14 protein-coding genes are annotated in these 20419 nt (G+C 72.0%); 2 read left to right on the plus strand and 12 right to left on the minus strand.

Going from position 1 to position 20419, the window contains the following annotated elements; translation table 11 throughout:
* Nucleotides 1–48: 48 nt before the first annotated feature.
* From ABZT03_RS18445 to ABZT03_RS18480, 8 genes are all read right to left on the minus strand, one after another.
* Complete coding sequence (locus tag ABZT03_RS18445) at nucleotides 49–1050, minus strand: transglycosylase family protein (protein WP_356040459.1); 1002 nt, start codon at nucleotides 1048–1050, stop codon at nucleotides 49–51.
* Between the two features lie 167 nt (nucleotides 1051–1217).
* Nucleotides 1218–2489, minus strand: coding sequence for a cytochrome P450 (locus tag ABZT03_RS18450; RefSeq protein WP_356040461.1), 1272 nt, complete (start codon nucleotides 2487–2489; stop codon nucleotides 1218–1220).
* Entirely contained in the window at nucleotides 2486–3517 is a 1032-nt protein-coding gene (locus tag ABZT03_RS18455; protein ID WP_356040463.1) for a nucleoside triphosphate pyrophosphohydrolase, read from the minus strand. Before ABZT03_RS18455 ends, ABZT03_RS18450 begins: the two co-directional genes overlap by 4 nt.
* Nucleotides 3518–3586: 69 nt before the next feature.
* Entirely contained in the window at nucleotides 3587–4234 is a 648-nt protein-coding gene (locus ABZT03_RS18460; RefSeq protein ID WP_356040465.1) for a SurA N-terminal domain-containing protein, read from the minus strand.
* A gap of 201 nt (nucleotides 4235–4435) precedes the next feature.
* Nucleotides 4436–5263, minus strand: coding sequence for a glycoside hydrolase domain-containing protein (locus ABZT03_RS18465; RefSeq protein WP_356040467.1), 828 nt, complete (start codon nucleotides 5261–5263; stop codon nucleotides 4436–4438).
* Between the two features lie 126 nt (nucleotides 5264–5389).
* Nucleotides 5390–6883: a protein kinase gene (locus ABZT03_RS18470; RefSeq protein WP_356040644.1), complete on the minus strand. Its 1494-nt coding sequence runs from the start codon at nucleotides 6881–6883 to the stop codon at nucleotides 5390–5392.
* A gap of 38 nt (nucleotides 6884–6921) precedes the next feature.
* Nucleotides 6922–7608, minus strand: a complete 687-nt coding sequence (locus ABZT03_RS18475; protein WP_356040469.1) for a hypothetical protein — start codon at nucleotides 7606–7608, stop codon at nucleotides 6922–6924.
* A 170-nt stretch (nucleotides 7609–7778) separates the two neighbouring features.
* Nucleotides 7779–10187: an N-6 DNA methylase gene (locus tag ABZT03_RS18480; protein ID WP_356040471.1), complete on the minus strand. Its 2409-nt coding sequence runs from the start codon at nucleotides 10185–10187 to the stop codon at nucleotides 7779–7781.
* A gap of 275 nt (nucleotides 10188–10462) precedes the next feature.
* On the opposite strand from ABZT03_RS18480, the gene ABZT03_RS18485 reads away from it, so the two are divergent.
* Complete coding sequence (locus tag ABZT03_RS18485; protein ID WP_356040473.1) at nucleotides 10463–11257, plus strand: hypothetical protein; 795 nt, start codon at nucleotides 10463–10465, stop codon at nucleotides 11255–11257.
* A 64-nt stretch (nucleotides 11258–11321) separates the two neighbouring features.
* On the opposite strand, the gene ABZT03_RS18490 is transcribed toward ABZT03_RS18485, so the two are convergent.
* A complete protein-coding gene (locus tag ABZT03_RS18490) occupies nucleotides 11322–12047 on the minus strand; it encodes an HNH endonuclease family protein (protein ID WP_356040475.1) in 726 nt (241 codons plus the stop codon).
* Nucleotides 12048–12211: 164 nt separating this feature from the next.
* Between ABZT03_RS18490 and ABZT03_RS18495 the strand changes: the two genes are divergently transcribed.
* The gene (locus ABZT03_RS18495; protein ID WP_356040478.1) at nucleotides 12212–12394 is read left to right on the plus strand and encodes an Rv0909 family putative TA system antitoxin; all 183 of its coding nucleotides are present in this window, start codon (nucleotides 12212–12214) and stop codon (nucleotides 12392–12394) included.
* 217 nt (nucleotides 12395–12611) lie between these two features.
* Here the strand turns inward: ABZT03_RS18495 and mfd are convergent, their stop codons facing one another.
* The 3 genes from mfd to ABZT03_RS18510 form a co-directional block, all read right to left on the minus strand.
* Nucleotides 12612–16151 (minus strand): transcription-repair coupling factor, encoded by a 3540-nt coding sequence (mfd, locus tag ABZT03_RS18500; RefSeq protein WP_356040481.1) that lies wholly within the window; start codon nucleotides 16149–16151, stop codon nucleotides 12612–12614.
* Nucleotides 16152–16429: 278 nt separating this feature from the next.
* On the minus strand, nucleotides 16430–18997 hold the full coding sequence (locus tag ABZT03_RS18505; RefSeq protein ID WP_356040484.1) for an FtsX-like permease family protein: 2568 nt from the start codon (nucleotides 18995–18997) through the stop codon (nucleotides 16430–16432).
* The gene (locus ABZT03_RS18510) at nucleotides 18994–19782 is read right to left on the minus strand and encodes an ABC transporter ATP-binding protein (protein WP_356040487.1); all 789 of its coding nucleotides are present in this window, start codon (nucleotides 19780–19782) and stop codon (nucleotides 18994–18996) included. Before ABZT03_RS18510 ends, ABZT03_RS18505 begins: the two co-directional genes overlap by 4 nt.
* Between the last annotated feature and the right edge of the window lie 637 nt (nucleotides 19783–20419).

Consider the following 20419-nt stretch of genomic DNA (forward strand, 5'->3'; position numbering starts at 1 on the left):
GACATTCAGTCACAAGTGCGGCGCGAACTCCCGCTGCTTTTCGCCCGGTTAGACCCCGACTCGCAGGGTCTGACCGGGGGCGATGCTGCTCGGGTCGCCACCGATGGCGCCCTTGTTCGCGTCGTAGAGCGCGCGCCACCCGCCGTCGAGGTCAAGGGAGTCGGCGATGGACGCGAGGGTGTCCCCGAGGCGGACGGTGTACGAGTCGACGGGCGTGGCGTCGCCGTCGCCCGCGACGTGGCGGCCCGCCGAGGGGGCGGCGTCGGTCGCGGCGCCCTCGTCGGCGCTGCCGCCGCGGTGCTTGCCCGAACCGAGGGACCCGGTGTCGACCAGGCTCGAAGTGCCCACGCTCTGCTCGACGTTGTCCGCTTCCTCCCGCTTCGACACCTCGGGGGACGACTTGCCGGAAGTGCCCGGGTCGGCCTGACCGGAACGGGAATCGGCACTCTTGTCGGTGCCGCTGCCGGATGCGGTACCGGACTTGGCCGGGCCGCCCTTCTTGCCCGTGCCGGCCTCGGCGCTCGCCGAGGTGCCGGACGGGGTGGGCGACGCCGAGGGCGAGGAGGAGGAAGACGAAGACGCTTCCGACGAGTCGGACAAACCGGAGGAGCCGGAGGAGTCCGACGAGTCGGGCGCCGTGGTGCCCAGACCCGTGTCGATGTCGGCCGATCCGGAGTCCTTGCTGAGCCCGGCGAGCAGACCGCACGTCGGCCAGGCGGTGATGCCCTGGTCGTCGAGCATCTTCTCGGCCACGGCTATCTGCTGGGAGCGGCTCGCCTCGTCGGCGCTCGACGCGTACTCCAGACCGCCGTACTTCTCCCAGTTGTCCTGGGAGACCTGAAGGCCGCCGTAGTAGCCGTTGCCCGCGTTCTCACTCCAGGAGCCGCCGCTCTCGCATTCCGCGACCTGGTCCCAGGTGGTGCCCGCGGCCGCACTCGCCCCGGTGGCACCGAGGAGCGGGATCGCGATGGCGGAGCCGGTCACGCCGGCTGCCACGAGGAGAGCCGGAGCCTGACGGGGGCGACGGTGTCGACCGTTCCCGGAGAGCATGCGGAGACCTTTCGCAGAACGACAGTGACCGCGCGGCACCCACAGCGGGGCACCGCGCTGATCCGTGAACGTATAGGCACACGATCACTTGTCACAAGTTAATGCCGCGTAGATCACGTGAACATCACAGAGTTGAGGGCATGTCACCTTTACGCAGGTGGGAGCAGTCATCCACGGGGCGTGAACTCCACCGGCAACGTGCGCAGTCCCCGCATGATGAGCCCGCCCCGCCACCGCAAGTCGGCCGGATCCACACCCAGTTGCAGGTCCGGCAGCCGGGTGAGGAGCGTGCCGATCGCGCTCTGGCCCTCCAGCCGGGCGAGCGGGGCGCCGAGACAGTAGTGGATGCCGTGGCCGTACCCGAGATGCTGGTTGTCCCGCCGCCCGAGGTCGAGCACGTCCGGATCGGCGAACCGCTCCGGGTCACGGTCCGCGGCCGCGAGGACCACGAGGACGGGGTCGCCCGCCGCGATGTCCTGCCCGCCGAGGGTGAGCGACCCGGTGGCGAACCGCCAGGTCGCCAGCTCCACCGGACCGTCGTAGCGCAGGAGTTCCTCCACACCCGTCTCCAGCAGGCCCCGGTCACCGGCGGCGAGGGACTCCTGGAGGCGGGTGCGCTGCCCCGGATGGTTCAGCAGCGCGTACACGCCGTTGCCGATGAGGTTGACGGTGGTCTCGAACCCGGCGAAGAGAAGGATGAACGCCATCGCCGCCGCCTCGTTCTCGCTGAGGTGCTCGCCGTGGTCGGAGGCGCGGATGAGAGCGGAGAGGAGGTCCTCGCCCGGCCCCGCCTCGGCGGGCAGCGCCGCGCGCTTGCGGTGGATCAGCTCGGCCAGATAGCTCCGCATCTTCTTCACCGACCGCGCCACCCCGCCCCGCGGGCCGCCGCCGTGCCGGATCATCATGCCCGCCCAGTCCCGGAAGTCGTCCTGGTCCTCACGGGGGACGCCCAGCAGGTCGCAGATCGCGTAGATGGGCAGCGGGAAGGCGAACTCGTGGATGAGGTCCGCGGAGCCGCGCTCCGCGAACCCGTCGATGAGCCGGTCGGTGAGTTCCTGGACCCGGGGGGCGAACTCCGCGACCCGGCGCGGAGTGAACGCCTTGGAGACCAGCCGCCGCAGCCTGGTGTGGTCCGGCGGATCGATGTTGAGCAGATGGGTCATGAGCTCGGCCTTGCGCTCACCCGGGATGCCCGTCTTGCCCTTCGCGTGCGCGGGCTCGTCGTGATGCGCCGGGTTCTTGCTGAGCCGCGGGTCGGCGAGGGCCTGCTTGGCGTCCGCGTACCGGGTGACCAGCCAGGCCTCCACACCGCTCGGCAGGCGCGTGCGGTGCACGGGGGCGTGCTCGCGCAACCAGGCGTACGCCGGGTAGGGGTCGGCGGCGAACTCCCAGGTGAAGAGGTCGGGCGCGGGGGGCGTGGGCGGCGGCTGGTCGGTCACTCCCCGACCGTATCCGGCGCCGGCGCCGGGGAGTCGACGCCCTCGGCCACCCGCACCGCGTCCCGGTAGGCCCGGGCCGCCGCCCGCAGCGCCGCCTCCGGGTCCACGCCCTGTGCCTCGGCGCGCACCGCCAGCGCCAGCAGCTCGTACCCGGCGCCCTCACCCGCCGGCAGCGGCACCTGAAGTCCCGCCGTCCGCACGCGGGAGGCCAGCTTCGCGGCGAGCGCCAGGCCCGGCTGCCCGAGCGGGACACCCTCCGTCAGCGAGGTGCGCCGCTTCTCCACCGCCTTGGTGCGCAGCCAGTGCTCCTTGACCTCCTCGGGGGTCGTCGCGGTCTCGTCCCCGAAGACGTGCGGATGGCGGTGGATGAGCTTGGCGACGATACCGGCCGCGACGTCGTCGATGGAGAAGGCGTCCGAACCGTCCCGCGGGTCGCCCTCCTCGGCGATACGGGCGTGGAAGACGACCTGCAGCAGCACGTCGCCCAGTTCCTCGCGCAGCTCCACGCGGTCGCCGTCCTCGATCGCCTCGACGAGTTCGTACGCCTCCTCGATGCCGTACTTCGCCAGGCCCTCGTGGGTCTGGCGGGACGACCAGGGGCATTCGACCCGGATGCGGTCCATGACCTGCACGAGGTCCAGCAGCCGGGCACCGGGCAGGTCGTAGGAGGCGGGCAGCAGCTCCAGCTCCGGCATCGCGACCCGGCCCGACCCGGCCAGCCGGGCCAGCCCGTCGGTCAGGGCCGGCTCTCCCTCGCCCGCCGCGACCACGGCCACCGTGCGCCCGCCGGCGCAGGCCGCGACCAGCTCCTCGGCGGACAGTGCCACCTCGTCGACGACGATCCCCGCCTCGCGCAGATACGGCAGTTGCGGGTGCGCGCCGTCCGCGCACAGCACCCGGTCGGCCACCCGCAGCGCCTCCCAGGCCGGCCAGGACAGCAGGCCGGGCGCGACGCGGTGGCTGGTGGTGAGCAGGACGACGCGGCCGGTCGCGGAGGTGGCCGCGCCTTCTGGGGTGGTTGCGTTCACCCTCCGAACGTAACCCACGCCACCGACAGCGCCGGGGCCGTCCCCGGGGAGAGCGGCCCCGGCGAACCGTTACGCCGTCTGCTGCGTGTCCGTCGCCGTGACCTCGCGCACCCACGGCGTCTTCGCGTCGACACGGCTGGACTTCTGGACGTCCCAGCTGCCGTAGCGCGGGTTGAGGTCGACCTTCAGGGCCGTGGACGCCTTCGACAGGGCCTTCCAGAACTCCGGCCGGCTGGTCTCGGTGCCGAGCGCGGCGGCGAGTTTCTGGGCCTCCAGCTGGAGGCGGAGGTTGTCGTCGAGGCGCTGCGGCGGGATGCCGTACTGCTGGAGCCAGGCCGTCTCCAGCGCCCTGGGGCCGCCGGCCTGCTGCTCCAGGCCGCCGCGCATCTGCTGGATCTCCTTGCGGGTGACGGTCACGCCCGCGTCCCCGGCGGCGCGGTGCAGCACCCGGTCCAGGACCATCCCGTGCAGGGTGTCGCGGGTGAGCGTGCCCGTCTTCGCGATGGCCTGCTCGTACTGGGCGTCGTCCGGCACGGCCGCCCGCTGGGCCTCACGCACCTCGTCCACCCGGTTCTCCAGCTGGGCGACGGTGATCCGCTGGCCTCCGACCACGGCCGCCGCCCCGGGATGCGCGTCGCCCGCGCACGCGGTCAGGACGGGGGCCGCGGCGACGATCGCGGCGGAGAGGACGAACGCGGAGCGACGGCGGCGGTGCAAGGAAGCCTCCCGAGGAGATTGTGCGACGGTGCACAAAGTCTTGCGGTGATCGATGGTAGGCAGTGGCCAGGCTCTGGCCAACCCATTCGACCAACGATTCACCAGGACTTCGGGCACCGCCGCGCCCGCACCCGCTCGACCGGGCACCCGCGGACCGTCCGCACGCGGCCCGCGGACCGTCCGCCGGGGCTCAGCCGGTGCTCAGCCGGTGATGGCCACCGGACCGTCCCACGCGTCTCGGTCCACGGTGATCGTGTAACCGCCGCGGGACTCCTTGCTGTTGACCAGGTACTGGTGGCCGCGGCTGTGGTCGGTCCACTGCGTGGCCTTGAACGGCCAGTCCGTGGTGGTGGTGTTCTTCTTGTCCCACAGCGCGTACCACATGTTGCCCGGCAGGTCCGTCCTGTCGGTGGCGTTCGCGATCGCCTTCGCGCTGGAGCTGGTGAAGCCGTAGTAGCCGCTGCGGTACGTCTTGGCGCGCAGCGCCTTGTCGAAGGCGCGGACGTAGGTGAGGACCGCGTCGTTGCAGGCCTTGTTCGTGATGTCGTACGCCTCCATGTCGAGGTAGACCGGACTGCCGGCCTTCATCCCGAGGGCGGACGCCTTGGCCACGGCGTCGGCCCCGTCGCTCGTGCCGAGGGAGGCGGCGGTGGCGGCCGTCATCTTCTCCGGGCTGGAGCCCGTCTGGCAGGACGGCTGGGCGCCGACGTACAGCGGGATGAGCTTCCAGCCGGCCGCGCTGACGGACTTCACCCAGGACGCGGTGAGGTTGGCCTGCGTGCAACCGCGGTTCTTGCCGCCGACGTAGACCGCGGCGCCGCCGTAGAAACCGGTGTTCCACGCCTTCATCGCGGCGAGGGAGGGCGCCGTGCAGGCGTCGAAGGCGCGGCCGGTGAAGGTGCGCTGCGCGGGCCAGGTCGTGGCGGCCATGGACGTCTGCGCGGCGATCCCGGCCCCCGCGACGACGGCGGCACCGGCGACACCCCAGGTGAGGTATCTGCGCTTCTTCGACTGACGATGGCTGGACATGGACGAACCCACCCCTGGTGTGTCTCGGTATGTGCGATGTCGGTGATGCGTGCGATGCATGTGATGCGCGTGATGCGTGCGGTACGGGGATACGCGTGGCGCGCGTGGTGTCTGCGGTACGTAAATCTAGCCGCGCACCTGACCGAGCCACTGGAGGGTCCGGCGGATCTCCAGCGCCAGCGGGTTCCCCGGGCCCTGGAGGCGCTCCACGTCGTGCAGCAGACGGCCCAGCGTGTCGTGGGCGGCGGCGCGGTCGCCGAGGGCGAGGAGCAGGTGCCCGATACGGCGGCGGACGTCGTGCGAGAGCTCGGGGCCGCCGGCCACGTACTGGTTCTCGTAGTACGGCAGCAGCGCGCGGTACTCGGCGAGCGCCGCCGCCGGCTCACCGAGCTGCTCCAGACACTGCGCGGCCTCGTAGCGAAAGCGCAGGGACTGCGGGTCGGACCGGCCGGCCTCGGTGGCCCGTTCGTCGGCGAGGCGGCGCAGTTCGGGCAGCGCGCGCCGGTACTGGCCGTCGTCCATCAGCGTCGCCGCGTACTGCTTGCGCAGCGTCCGTACGACCGGGGAGTGCTCGCCGTGCTGCTGGGCCGCGGCGGGCAGGATCGCGCCGAGGATGTCGACGGCCTGGGTGATCCGGCCCTCACCGAGCAGGCGCTTGACGTCGTCGACGGCCCGGGCCACATCGGGTTTCTCCGCGACCGGCGCGGCGGACGCTACGGGAGCGGGCTGCGGCGCCGGCGTGCGCGCGAGGTCCGGCCAGGGGGCGTGCGGGCGCAGGAACGGGCGCGTGGGATCGAGCGGCGCCCCGGTCGGCGTCCCGCGCGCCGGCAGCAGCAGCGCGAGATGCTCGTACACCTCCTGCGCGGAGGCGGGACGGTGCTGCGGGTCCTTCGCCAGCAGCCGCAGCACGAGCGCCTCGAGCGCCTCGGGCACCTCCGCGCGCACCCGGCGCACGGGCAGCGGCGGTTCGTACAGGTGCCGGTGCAGCACCCCGAGCGCCGTGGACCCCGCGAACGGCACGTCCCCGCTGAGGAGTTCGTGCAGCAGCACACCGAGCGCGTACAGGTCGGTGTACGGGCCGACGGCACCGCCCATCGCCTGCTCGGGTGCCATGTAGGCGGGCGAGCCGATCGGTGAACCGGTGTGCGTCAGACGGGTGGTGTCGGTGTCCATGACGGAGGCGACACCGAGGTCGAGGACGGTGACCGTGCCGTCCTGCTTCACCATCACGTTGCGCGGCTTGAGGTCGCGGTGCACGATCGGCACCGCGTGCACAGCGCTCAGCACGGCACACAGCTGCGCGGCCACCGCCACCGCCCACTGCCACGGGTACGGGTCGTGCTCGGCGAGATGGTCGGACAGGTCCGCGCCGTCGACGTACTGCATGACGAGGAACAACTCCTCGCCCTCGCTGCCCGCGTCGTGCACCGTGACCAGCCCGGGGTGGTCGACCTGCGCGGTCACCCGGCACTCGCGCACGAAGCGGCGGCGCAGTTCGTCGGCCTCCTGGCCCGCCACCTTGTCGGGACGCAGCAGTTTGACCGCCACGCGCCGGTCCAGCCGCCGGTCGTACGCCGTCCAGACCTGGCCCATGCCGCCCTGCCCGATGAGCGTGGACAGTTCGTAGCGGTCGGCGACCGTCCGCCCGGCCGCCACGGTCACCGTCCGCCCTCGGGACGGGCGTCCGGGTGTCCGTCGCGCGGGCCGTCGGGCCGGCTGTCGTGCCGCCGCAGGTAGTCGCTCAACTCGTCGAGCTCGGCGCGCACCTGGTCGATGCGCACGGGCGCGGGACGCTGGGGCGGCGGCGGGGTGCTCAGCGGCTGCTGCGGCACCGGAGCCGGCACCGGGGTGTGCGGCACCGGGGTGTGCGGAACGGGCGTGTGGGGCATCGGGGGCGGCGACTGCGGCACGGTCGCGGCCGGGTACGGCGGCTGCGGCTGGACCTGCGGATAGCCGTACGACGGTCCCGCCGGGGGCCCCTGCGGCGCGTACCCGGCGAACGGCAGCCGCTGGAAGTGGCGGATGTCCGCCGCGAGGAAGTACGACACCCCGACCACCAGCGTGCCCAGGAGCAGCACCAGGCCGAACCAGCCGCCCGGGGTGTGGATCTCGTCCCCGGACTCCGAACCGAGCAGGTACAGGCCGAGGCCCTCCAGCACGATCGACGCCGCCAACAGGCCCCAGTCCAGCGCCTTGCGGGTCACGATGGCCAGGCGCAGCAGCATCGCCCAGGTCAGCATGCCGAAACTGCACACCGAGACCACCACGAAGACCACGCGCAGGAGAACCAGCACGCCCGTCGACGGGGGCTGCTTCGCCGGCTGCGTGTAGCCGTGGCCTTGCATGGCTGCTCCTGATGCCTGAAGTGGGCGTACGAAGGTGACCGGCGCGGGCGCGCACCGGGCGCCGACGACGGTCGTGCGAATGTCGCTTCGAGCGTATAGGCCGACACGGACAACTGGCCTGCGGTTGTACCGAACCGTTGCGGCACTGATCACGACCCGTGCCCGGCGCCTCAGTCCGGTGCGACCGTACCGTCCGTGAGGCCGTCGTACATTCCGCGTACGAGCTGCTCCCCGAGCCGTCCCGCCTGCCTGAGCGCCCGCTCGAACTCGTCCAGGGCGCGGAAGCGCGCGCCGTAGCGCCGCTGTTCCTCCAGCGGCGCCCTCGGCAGCTGGAGGCGGCGCACGTCGAGCCGGGTCGCGGTGGACGCGTAACTGCTGGCCTGGCGGTTGTTGGCGGTACCGCGCAGGAACCCGGCGAGGAACCACGGGTCCAGCGCCGCGGGATCGGGGCGCAGCAGCACGAGGTTGCGCCCGAGGGCCGCGCCCGCCGTGGCGGCGTCGATCACGCGCGCCACCGAACCCCCGCCCAGCACCGGGACGACCACGTCGCCCACCTCCGTGAGCACCGCCTCCTCCTCGCTCTGCGGCAACGAGCCGGAGGGGTCGGTTCCGCCGAGCACGTCGCTGTCGGTCAGCACACGCACGCGCGCGGGGCCGCCCGTTCCGCCCGTCAGCATCACCAGGGCCGCTCCGCGCGCGAGTTCACCGACGGTGGTGAGCGGCCGGCGCGCGAGCCGCACCGGGTCCGCGGGCGGCGGGGTGAGACCGGCGATCCGCTGGAGGGTCTCCCCGAGACGCTCCCGTACGGCCGTCAGCTGCTCGGCGCCCTCGGCCGCCGTGGCGGGCGGCAGATGACGGGCCGGGGCGAGGTCCACGTCGTCGTCGAGGAGGTCGATGACGGGCACCGACCGCGCCACGCCGGGCTGTTCGTCGAGCCGGCCCGCGCGGTCGAAGGGACGCCACGCCCCGAGCACGGCGTCCCGCACCGCCCGCCAGTCGGGCCCCCCGCGTCCCTCGGTGGCGAACCGTCCCGTGTCGGCGAGCAGCACCTCGGGCTGCGCGGGCGCCTTCTCCGGCCGGCGCAGCACCCACAGGTGCAGCGGGATGTTGTACGGCGGCGCGGCCCCGACGGGCAGCGCGAAGACGGCGCGCAGCGCACCCCGGCGCAGCAGGTCGGCCCGGATACGGCGCCCCGAGCGGCGGGACGCGGCGGCCGGGGGCATCAGCAGGACGGCGGTGCCGCCGTCGGTGAGACGGGCGAGCGCGTGCTGCACCCAGGCCAGCTCGGACTCGGTACGGGCCGGGAAGCCGTACTCCCAGCGCGGGTCGTAGGCGAGTTCGCCGTGTCCCCAGTTGCGCTCGTTGAAGGGCGGATGGCACAGGACGGCGTCGGCGCGCAGCTGAGGGAAGGCGTCGGCCCGCAGGGTGTCGCCGACGGCCCCGCGCACACCGGCCGGGGTGTGCAGCGCGAGCCGCAGCACGGTGAGCGCGGCGAGGTCGGCGGCGCTGTCCTGGGCGTAGAGCCGCTGGTCGGGGCGGGGGGTGACGGCACGCAGCAGGGCGCCTGTTCCGCAGGCCGGGTCGAGGACGGTAGGGGCCGGGCCGGCCAGGTCGGCCATGAGTCCGGCGAGTTCGGCGGGGGTGAGCGTGTACTGGCGCGGGTTGGCGTCGAGATACCGGCCGAGCAGGAACTCGAAGGTCCGCCGCGCCCCCAGCTCGGCGGCGAGTTCGGCCGCGCCGCGCAGGAGGGGGGTGGAGGGGAGGAGCTCGGGGCCGGTGGGGGCGCGGAGGGCGGGGGCGGTGTGAAGGGGGGTGTCGGTGTGAACCGGGGTGGGGGTGTGGGTGGGCGCTGGGGGGTTCACAGCGGCTCGCGCGTTCGCGGAAGCACGGCGGTTCGCGGCGGGGGTGGGGTTCGGGGCGGGGGCAGGGTTCACAGCGTGCGCGGGGTTCACAGGGGCGGGAGCCTGAACGCCGGCGGGGTCGTGAACGGCGGCCGGGGTGTTCACACCGGCTGGCCCGTTCACACCCGCCGAACCCTTCACGGTCGGCGCCTCACGCCCACCGGCCCCGCTGTGAACACCGCGCTCGGCGTGAACACCGTGGACGCCATGAACACCGTGAACACTTGCCTCACCGTGAACACCGCCCGCACCGTGAACGCCCCGGTCACCTCGGTCACCCCCCGCCCCCAACCTTGGCGTCAGCACCTGCCGCAGCGCGGCCGGCAGCATCGCGGCGAGGCGTTCGTCGGAGCCGGCGGCCACCCCGAGCCAGTCGGTCGGGCGGTCGTGGATGAGCAGCAGGGCGCAGCCGACGTGGGTCAGGGCGGTGACCGGGCCCTCGGGGTGGCCGGAGACCTGCTGCCAGACGCGTTCCCGCAGCGGGACCTCGGCCAGTTTGCCCTGGCGGCGCAGCCAAGACTCGACCTCGGCGAGGGCGAAGGAGGGGCTCGTCTCGGTGCCGCCGACCGGTTTGGGGAAGTCGGCGTGACGGCGGCGCCAGTTGCTGACGGCCGCGCGGCCGACACCGGCGAGCCGTGCGATTCCGGCGGCGGTGACCTCGGTGGCGTTGTCCTGCACGCGCCCGCTCCCCTCATCCCGTGAGCGTCCCGCCGCGGTCGAGCCGCACGGGCACCCGTGTGTGACGCCGAGCATAACGACGTACGCAAGATCTACCCATTCACGGCCGTGTACCTAAGGGAAAGCGTGAACCGTGTTGACTCGGTTCACAGGCTCTGCTGTGATTGACCCAGCGAACGACAAGCGGGGCCGCCGACCACCGACGCCCGCCCTCGCCGCACCACCGCGCCACCGCACGACCCCAACCAACACCGTCACATCACCAAGGGACTGCCATGCGTCGCACCGCTCTCGCCGCTCTCTGCCTCGCCGCAGCGGCCACCACGGGACTCACCGGCTGCCTGGCCGGCCAGGACAAGGCGGACGGCGCGTCGAACTCCCCGAGGGGTTCGGGCGCGTCGGGCGGGTCCGGCAAGAAGCAGGAGCCGTTCGCCGGGCTCAGCGGCGGCGAGATAGCCGACCGGGCCGTCAAGGCCACCACCGGCGCCTCGTCGCTGCGCATGAAGGGCGATGTCGCCGACTCCGGGAGCGACGGCACGATCCGCATCGACATGGCCGTGAACACCAAGGGCGAGTGCGCCGGCACGATGAGCATGGGCGGCCAGGGCCAGGCCGAGTTGATCAAGACCGGCGACACCGTCTACATGAAGTACGACGAGGCGTTCCTGCGCGCGCAGAGCAAGGGGGAGGCGAAGGCGGACGTCGAGGCGGCCGTGTCCCTGCTGGCCGACAAGTGGACCAAGATGTCCGCGACGGGCAAGGACGCCAAGGACATCGCGGGGTTCTGCGACCTGGACTCGGTCCTGGCCGGTGCCGAGGACGTGAACTCGGACGCGACGCGCGGGAAGGCCGGCACGGTGGACGGCACGCCCGCGATCGTCCTGAACGAGAAGGACGGCAAGGACAGGTACACGCTGTACGTGGCCACCGAGGGCAAGCCGTACCTGCTGCGGGTCATCGACAGGTCGGCGAAGGAGCCGGGCACCCTGACCTTCAGCGACTACGACAAGCCGGTGCCGGCCCGGAAGCCCGGCGGCGCCATCGTGGACCTGGACGCGCTGGGCGGCTGAACCGGGACGCACCCGGGAGTGTTCCGCCGCCCACCCCGCTCCACCCCGCCCTGCCCCGCTCCGCTCAGCCGGCGTGGAAGCGGGCCGGTGCCTCGGTCGGGTTGCCGCCGGTCGGTAGTTTCTGGCCCGGGCAGCCGGCGAGGACCTTCTTCATCGCGGCCTGTTCGGCGGAGCTGACCCACAGCTTGTACTTCTTCTTCACGGCGACCTGCGCGGCGACGTACGTGCAGCGGTACTTCTTGTTGGGCGGCAGCCAGGTCGCCGTGTCACCGTCCCCCTTGCTGCGGTTGGTGCTCGCGTCGACCGCTATGAGGTTGAGGGGGTCGTTGGCGAGGGCTATCCGCTTGCCGGCGTCCCAGTACTTGGCGCCCTTCTGCCAGGCGTCGGACAGGGCGACGACGTGGTCGATGTCGACCTGGCTGCGGCCCCTGCGATAGGTCACCGTCTTGCCGGAGTACGGGTCGGGGTCGAGCGAGCCGTAGGACACCTTGCACCTGCCGCCGGTGAACCTCACGTCCTCCAGGTCACGCTTGAGGATGTCGTCCCGGGTGTCGCAGCTGTTGGAGTCGGTGTCGGCCCAGGCGGTGCCGAACCGGTCCCGGTCGTAACCGGTCTTGGGGGCTCGCCCCTTGACGGTGAGTGACTCGGCGGCCGTGAGGGCCGCACCTCCCCCGCCTCCCGGCCCGGCCGTCTCCTCGGGTCCGGCGGACCCCAGGGTCTGGTCCTTGCAACCGGTCACGGCGAACACCATGACGACAGCCACGGCCGCCCCGCCCCTCAGACGCATCACTGCGCGCCCCTCCCCTTGCTCTGCCCGGCCCCGCCCGGCGCGGGCGGTTCTCGCTGGTCCCACCGTAGCGTCGGAGAGGTCCAGACCATACCGGGCCTTACCAGGACATCCACGGCGAGTCACGCGTATCGTCGTTCGTGAGTCACCTCCGGAAGGAGCTCGGGATGGGCATCCTCGACAAGCTCAAGCACCAGATGAAGGGCGACAGGGGCAAGCAGGCGTCCGACGCCGCCGAGAAGCAGGTCAACAAGAGAACGGGCGACAAGTACGAAGGCCAGGTCGACGACGGGCAACAGCGGATCGAGGGCTCGCTCGGCATGGACCGCGACCGGCCCGACCAGCCGTAGGCCCGCAGAGCGCGGGGCCGCAGAGCGCGGGGCCGGAGACCGACGGCCCCGCGACCGACGGACGTTCACGGAGGTGCGCGCGGGTCACAGCGCGACACGGCCGTGCAACAGAGGCCGTCCGCGGAGGACTTCCTCCGGCGGACGGCTTCACGTCTGTCCACGACCGGCCACGACCGCCTGCGACTGGTGACGCCTGCCTCCGACTGACTACGACGGGCTACGACCCCAGGATCGACGTAAGGAACTCGCCCACCCAGCCCAGCAACTCCCGCCCGAGCAGCGGCTTCCCGCCCACCTTCGCCGTCTTGGGGCGGGGGACCAGCAGCTGGTGGGCCGTCGGCTTGATGACGGTCCCGGGGTAGAGGCGCTTCACCCGCAGTTCCTGGGACTCGCGCAGTTCCACCGGCGCGAAGCGGATGTTGTTGCCCTGGAGCACGACCTCGCCGACCCCGCACGCGCGCGCGAGCATGCGCAGGGCCGCCACCAGCAGCAGGTTCTCCACCGGCTCGGGCAACTTGCCGTAGCGGTCCACGAGTTCCTCGCGTACGGCCTTGATGTCCTCCTCCGTGTTGACGGAGGCGATGGCACGGTAGGCCTGCAGGCGCAGCCGCTCGCCGGGGGCGTAGTCGTGCGGGACGTGCGCGTCGACGGGGAGCTCGATCTTGACCTCCAGCGGCGGCTCCTCCTCGATGCCGCCCTCCAGGGAGGCCCGGTAGTCCGCGACGGCCTCGCCGACCATCCGCACGTACAGGTCGAAGCCGACGCCCGCGATGTGGCCGGACTGCTCGCCGCCGAGGAGGTTGCCGGCGCCGCGGATCTCCAGGTCCTTCATCGCCACGTACATGCCGGCGCCCATCTCCGTGTGCTGGGCGATGGTGGCGAGCCGCTCGTGGGCGGTCTCCGTCAGCGGCTTCTCCGGCGGGTAGAGGAAGTAGGCGTAACCGCGCTCCCGTCCCCGCCCCACGCGGCCCCGCAGCTGGTGCAGTTGGGAGAGGCCGAAGTTGTCGCCGCGCTCCACGATCAGCGTGTTCGCGTTGGAGATGTCGATGCCGGACTCGACGATCGTGGTCGAGACGAGGACGTCGAACTTCTTCTCCCAGAAGTCCACGACCACCTGTTCCAGGGCCTGTTCGGACATCTGGCCGTGCGCGGTGGCGATGCGCGCCTCGGGGACGATCTCGCGCAGCCGGGCGGCCGCCCGGTCGATGGACTCGACCCGGTTGTGGATGTAGAAGACCTGGCCCTCGCGCAGCAGTTCGCGGCGGACGGCGGCGCCGATCTGCTTCTCCTCGTACGGGCCGACGAAGGTGAGGACGGGGTGGCGCTCCTCCGGCGGGGTGGTGATCGTGGACATCTCGCGGATGCCGGTGACCGCCATCTCCAGGGTGCGGGGGATGGGGGTCGCGGACATGGTGAGGACGTCGACGTTGGCGCGCAGCTTCTTCAGCTGTTCCTTGTGCTCGACGCCGAAGCGCTGCTCCTCGTCGACGATGACCAGGCCGAGGTCCTTGAACTTGGTCTCGGAGGAGAACAGGCGGTGGGTGCCGATGACGACGTCCACCGAGCCCTCCCTGAGGCCCTCCAGGGTCGCCTTCGCCTCGGTGTCGGTCTGGAAGCGGCTCAGGGCCCGCACCTTCACCGGGAACTGCGAGTACCGCTCGCCGAACGTGCCGAAGTGCTGCTGCACCAGCAGGGTCGTCGGCACGAGCACGGCGACCTGCTTGCCGTCCTGGACGGCCTTGAAGGCGGCCCGGACCGCGATCTCCGTCTTGCCGTAGCCGACGTCGCCGCAGATCAGGCGGTCCATGGGGACCGTCTTCTCCATGTCGTCCTTGACCTCGGCGATGGTGGTGAGCTGGTCGGGGGTCTCGACGTAGGGGAAGGCGTCCTCCAGCTCGCGCTGCCACGGTGTGTCGGGGCCGAAGGCGTGGCCGGGCGCCGCCATCCGCGCGCTGTAGAGCCGGATGAGGTCGGCGGCGATCTCCTTGACGGCCTTCTTGGCGCGCGCCTTGGTCTTCGTCCAGTCGGCGCCGCCCAGGCGGTGCATGGTGGGGGCCTCGCCGCCGACGTACTTGGTGATCTGTTCCAGCTGGTCGGTGGGGATGTAGAGGCGGTCGCCGGGCTGGCCGCGCTTGGCGGGGGCGTACTCCACCACGAGGTACTCGCGGGTGGCGCCCTGCACGGTGCGCTGCACCATCTCGATGTAGCGGCCGACGCCGTGCTGCTCGTGGACGATGTAGTCGCCGGTCTCCAGGGTGAGCGGGTCGATGGTCTTGCGGCGGCGGGCGGGCATGCGGGCGCCGTCCTTGCCGGCCGCCTTCTGGCCGGAGAGGTCGGTCTCCGTCAGCACGGCCAGTTTCAGCGCCGGGTCCACGAAGCCGTAGTCGATGGAGCCGCACGCCACGTGCACGACGGCCGGGGCGATCTCGCCGAGGTCGGTGTCGAGGCGGGCGGCGATGCCCTCGGTGCCGAGGACCTCGGCCGTCCGGGCGGCGGGGCCGTGGCCCTCGGTGACGTACACCGTGCGCCAGCCGTCGGCGAGCCAGCCCTTGGTGTCGGCGAGGGCCTTCGCCGTGTCCCCGCGGTAGGTCTCGGGTGCGCGCATGCCGAGCTTGAGGGTGTCGCCGTCGAGGGCGTCGAGTTCGTCGTCCGCGGCGAACGGCGACACCGACCACCACATCATGTCCAGCTCGCGGGCCCGGTCTCGGACGTCCGCGATGGACCACAGGGAGGCCGCGTCGACGTCGATGGGTGCCTCGCCGCCGCCCGCGGTGGCCGCCCAGGACGCCTGGAGGAACTCCTGGCTGGTGGCCACGAGGTCGGAGGCGCGCGTGCGCACCCGCTCCGGATCGCACACGACGGTCATGGTGCCCTTGGGCACCACGTCGAGCAGCAGTTCCATGTCGTCGACCAGGACGGGCGCGAGGGACTCCATGCCCTCCACGGCGATGCCCTCGGCGATCTTCCCGAGCAGTTCGCCGAGTTCCGGGTGCTGCTCGGCGAGGACCCGCGCGCGCTCGCGCACGTCGTCGGTGAGGAGCAGTTCGCGGCAGGGCGGCGCCCACAGGCCGTGCTCGGCGACCTCCAGGGAGCGCTGGTCGGCGACCTTGAAGTAGCGGATCTCCTCGACGTCGTCGCCCCAGAACTCGACGCGCAGCGGGTGTTCCTCGGTGGGCGGGAAGACGTCCAGGATGCCGCCGCGGACGGCGAACTCGCCGCGCTTCTCGACGAGCTCCACGCGCGCGTACGCGGCGGCGGCGAGGGCCTCCACGATCGCGTTCAGGTCGGCGGTCGAGCCGGTTGCCAGGGCCACCGGCTCCAGGTCGCCTAGGCCCTTGACCTGCGGTTGGAGCACGGACCGCACGGGGGCCACGACGACGGAGACGGGGCCGGTCTCGGGGTCGTCGGTCCGCGGGTGGACCAGGCGGCGCAGGACGGCCAGGCGGCGGCCGACGGTGTCGCTGCGCGGGCTGAGCCGCTCGTGCGGGAGGGTCTCCCATGAGGGGTACTCCGCGACGCCCCCGGACGGGATCAGGGTGCGCAGCGCGGCGGCGAGGTCCTCGGCCTCACGGCCGGTGGCGGTCACGGCGAGCACGGTGCGGCCGGTCTCGCGGGCGAGGGCGGCGACCGCGAAGGGGCGGGCCGCGGCGGGGCCGACCAGGTCGACGTGCATACGGTTGCCGTCGCCGGCGGCGGTGATCGCTTCGGCGAGGGCGGTGTCCTTGACGACGGCGTCGAGCAGACCGTGCAGGCTCATTCGGGGCGGCTTTCGTCCGGGGGGTGGGCAACGCGAATCGCCCGACGCGCGCTGCGGGCCGGGGGTCCCTCCAGCGTACGACGGCTCGCGCGCGGGCGTCGGGCCTGTGGACAACGCCCCGCCGCGGCCAGCTCGCCATCGGCGCGCACGGCGGTGGGCCCGGCGCCGAGAAGTCCCCCGTGACTTCTCGGCGCCGGGCCCGTTCCCCCGCTCCCCCGTTTCCCCCGTCCCCCCGTTTCCCCCGTCCCCCCGTTTCCCCCGCCGGTCGCGGCCGGTCGCTACTCCGTCGCGATCGCGTTCAGTACGTTCATCCGGCCGGCCCGGAACGCCGGGATGAGGGCGGCGAACAGTCCGACGAAGGCCGATCCGATGAAGACCCCGATGATCGTCGGCCACGGGATCTCGAGGACCTTCAGTCCCTCCAGGGCGAGCAGCTTCTGTGCCGTCGCCCCCCAGCCCATGCCGAGGCCGAGGCCGAGCAGGGCTCCGAAGAGGGCGATCACGACCGACTCCAGGCGGATCATCCTGCGCAGCTGGCGGCGTGAGAGGCCGATCGCCCTCATCAGGCCGATCTCCCGGGTCCGCTCCACCACGGACAGCGCCAGCGTGTTCACCACACCGAGGACGGCCACGATGATCGCGAGGGCCAGCAGGCCGTAGACCATGTTCAGGAGCTGGCCGATCTGGTCCTTCAGTTCCTGCTTGTAGTCGGTCTGGTCGCGGACCTCGTACTGCGGGTAGGCGGCCAGGGACTTCTTCAGCGCCGCGTACGCGGTCTTCTGCTGGCCCTCCTTGGCCTCGGCGAACATGATCTGGTTCGGCGGGACCTTGTCGGCGGGCAGGTACCTCTTCATGGTGTCGAGGCTGATGTACCGCGCGCCCTGGTCGATGGCCACGTCGTCGTCGGTGATCGCCGCGACCTTCAGCCGGGCGCTGCTGCCGCCCTTGAAGGCGACGGTCAGGGTGTCGCCGACCTTGACGTGGTGCGCGGTGGCGTAGTCGGAGCCGACCGACATGGCGTCCTTGCCGTAGGCGGCGCTCAGGTCGCCGGCGGTCGTCTCGCGGCGCAGGTCCTGGGCGTACGTGGGGTCGGCGGCGGTGACGCCGCCGGTGTCGACCTTGCCGTCCGGGGAGGTCATCCTCGCGTCCAGGTCCTTGTAGCGCGTGACATGCGCCAGGCCGGGCGTGGCCGCGACGGCCTTCTCGGCCTGCGGGACGATCCGCTGGTTGCCCTCGATGATGAAGTCCACGCCGACCGACCGGTCGAGTTCGTCGGTAGCGGAGGCCACCATCGAGGAGCCGACCACCGAGAGACAGGCGACCAGGGCGAGGCCGATCATGAGGGCAGCGCCGGTGGCTCCGGTACGGCGCGGGTTGCGCAGCGCGTTGCGTTCGGCCATCCGGCCCACGGGGCCGAACATCCGCAGCAGGACCACGCTGAGCACGCGGACCACGCCGCCGGCGAGCAGCGGGCCGATGATCACGAACCCGATGAGGGTGAGGACGACGCCCGCGGCGAGGACCAGCGACCCGTCGCTCGCCTTGTCGGCGGTGGCCGCCGTGTAGAGGGCGAGGCCGCCGGCGCCGGTGAGGACCAGGCCGACGAGGCCGCGGACGAGGCCCGCCCGGCCGTCCGCCGGGGTGCCGGCGTCGCGCAGCGCGGCCATCGGGGAGACCTTGCCGGCGCGGCGGGCCGGGACGTAGGCGGCCAGGACGGTCACGATGATGCCGAGCGCGAGGCCGGCGACCGCGGTCGTCCACTTCACGGTGAGGTCGTCCGTGGACAGTTCCATGCCCATCGACGACATGACCTTCATGAGGCCGACCGCGAGGCCGACGCCCGCGCCGACGCCGAGGACCGAGCCGAAGACACCGAGCAGCAGCGCCTCGACCAGGACCGAGCGGTTGACCTGCTTGCGGGAGGAGCCGATGGCGCGCATCAGGCCGATCTCGCGGGTGCGCTGGGCGACCAGCATCGAGAAGGTGTTGATGATGAGGAAGATGCCGACCAGGAAGGCGATTCCGGCGAAGCCGAGCATGGCGTACTTGATGACGTCCATGAACGTGCCGACGCTGCTGCGGTTCTCGTCCGCGTTCTCCTTCTGCGTCTGCACCTTGTAGGTGCCGGCGCCGAGGGTGGCGGTGACGTTCCGCTTGAGCAGGGTGTCGCTGACGCCGGCGGCGGCGGTGACGTTGACGTTCGTGAACCGGCCGGGGGCGCCCAGCAGTTCGCGCTGCGAGGTGGCGGTGTCGAAGTAGACGACGGCCGCACCGGGGTTGGTCACCTTGAAGGTGGCGATGCCGACGATCCGCGCCTTGAAGTCACCGGTGACGGCGATGGTGCGCAGTTCGTCACCGATCTTCAGGTGGTGCTTGTCGGCGGTGTCGGCGTCGACCATCGCCTCGGTCGGGCCGCGGGGGGCGTGACCGGAGGTGATCTCCATCGAACGCAGGTCGTTCTTCGTCCAGTTGCCCGCGATGGTCGGGGCGCCGTTCGACGACCCCATGTTCTCGTTGTGGCTGTCGACGACGGTCACGCTCGACGAACTCACCGCACCCTCGGCCGACTTGACGCCCTGCGCCGTCCTCGCCCGCTCCAGCACGGAGGCGGGGAGCGACGCGGGCCGGCCGTTCTGCGGGGTGTCGTCGGCCTTGGCTCCCCGCGGGGAGACCGTCACGTCGGACGCCGTCGCCGCGAAGAGCTTGTCGAAGGTGGTGTTCATCGTGTCGGTGAACACCAGCGTGCCGCAGACGAAGGCGACCGACAGCAGGACGGCCACGGCCGACAGGGCCATGCGTCCCTTGTGCGCGAAGAAGTTGCGCATCGAGGTTCTGAGCACGGTCATGACGTACGCCCCCGGGCGTCGAAGTCCTTCATGCGGTCGAGGACCGTGTCGGCGGTCGGGTGGAACATCTCGTCGACGATCCTGCCGTCGGCGAGGTACAGCACGCGGTCCGCGTACGAGGCGGCGACCGGGTCGTGGGTGACCATCACGATGGTCTGGCCGAGTTCGTCGACGGACCGGCGCAGGAAGCCGAGGACCTCGGCGCCGGCCCGGGAGTCGAGGTTGCCGGTCGGCTCGTCGCCGAAGATGATCTCGGGCCGGGCGGCGAGGGCGCGGGCCACCGCGACCCGCTGCTGCTGGCCGCCGGAGAGCTGGTTGGGCCGGTGCCGCAGCCGCTCCCGCAGGCCGACGGTGTCGATGACCTGGTCGAGCCAGGCGCGGTCCGGCTTGCGGCCGGCGATGTCCATGGGCAGCGTGATGTTCTCCAGCGCGCTGAGTGTCGGGAGCAGGTTGAACGCCTGGAAGATGAAGCCGATCCGGTCCCGGCGCAGCTTCGTGAGCTTCTTGTCCTTCAGCCCGGTGATCTCGGTCTCGTCCAGGTGGATCTGACCACCGGTCACGGTGTCGAGTCCTGCGAGGCAGTGCATCAGGGTGGACTTGCCGGACCCCGAGGGGCCCATGATCGCGGTGAACTGGCCGCGGACGATGTCCACGTCGACGTGGTCGAGCGCGACGACCCGGGTCTCCCCGGACCCGTACGCCTTCACGACCTGCCGCGCCCGTGCGGCAACGGCCGTACGCCCTCCAGTGCCCCCGTGCCTGGGAATGGTCACAGCCGATGTCACGGTAAGTCTCCTATGTCGGTCAGCGGGTGAAACGTGTGTGCTCACGGTGCGTGCGCACGCGGTGCTGCTGGTCGGGCCGGTCGGAGCGGTGTGCGGTCCGTCCTGCTCACGTGGTCGAGTCTGGTGGTCCGAGGGGGTCCCGCGCGCTGGTGCCCAGCGCAGTCTTCTGCGGGGGAAAACCCCACCCCCGTGGGTCAGGTCCGCCACCCGTCGGCGGCGTAAAGCCAGGTTAAGGACGCCCACCCCCCGGTCTCCTCCTCCGCCGGTACGAACCCTCCCCGAGACGTGGGAGGGAGGTACCCCTAGGGGCTGTCCACCGTCGGGTGGAGTGGGCGTCGGGGTCGCTCCACCGTCCGGCCCCGCCACGCTCCACCCTCCCGTCGCGTCAGGGGCAAGCGGGAAGCCGTCCTCCGTCGCAGGACGCAGGACGTAAGACGCAGGACGCGGGGCGGGCCGAAAGGGGCGGTCACCAGCCAGGCCGACGCCCACCGACCGGGCTCCGTCGGGTCGTCCGACCGAGTTCCGCAGGAGCGGCCAACCGGCCAAAAGTCCGAGTTAACGCGGGTAACACCCGAGGTCAGCGCAGTAAGCGCCTACCGACCGATCAGTTTGGTGAAACCCTCGCGCCCGTACGAAC

It is taken from the genome of Streptomyces sp. NPDC005574 (assembly GCF_040605435.1).
Lineage (GTDB): Bacteria > Actinomycetota > Actinomycetes > Streptomycetales > Streptomycetaceae > Streptomyces.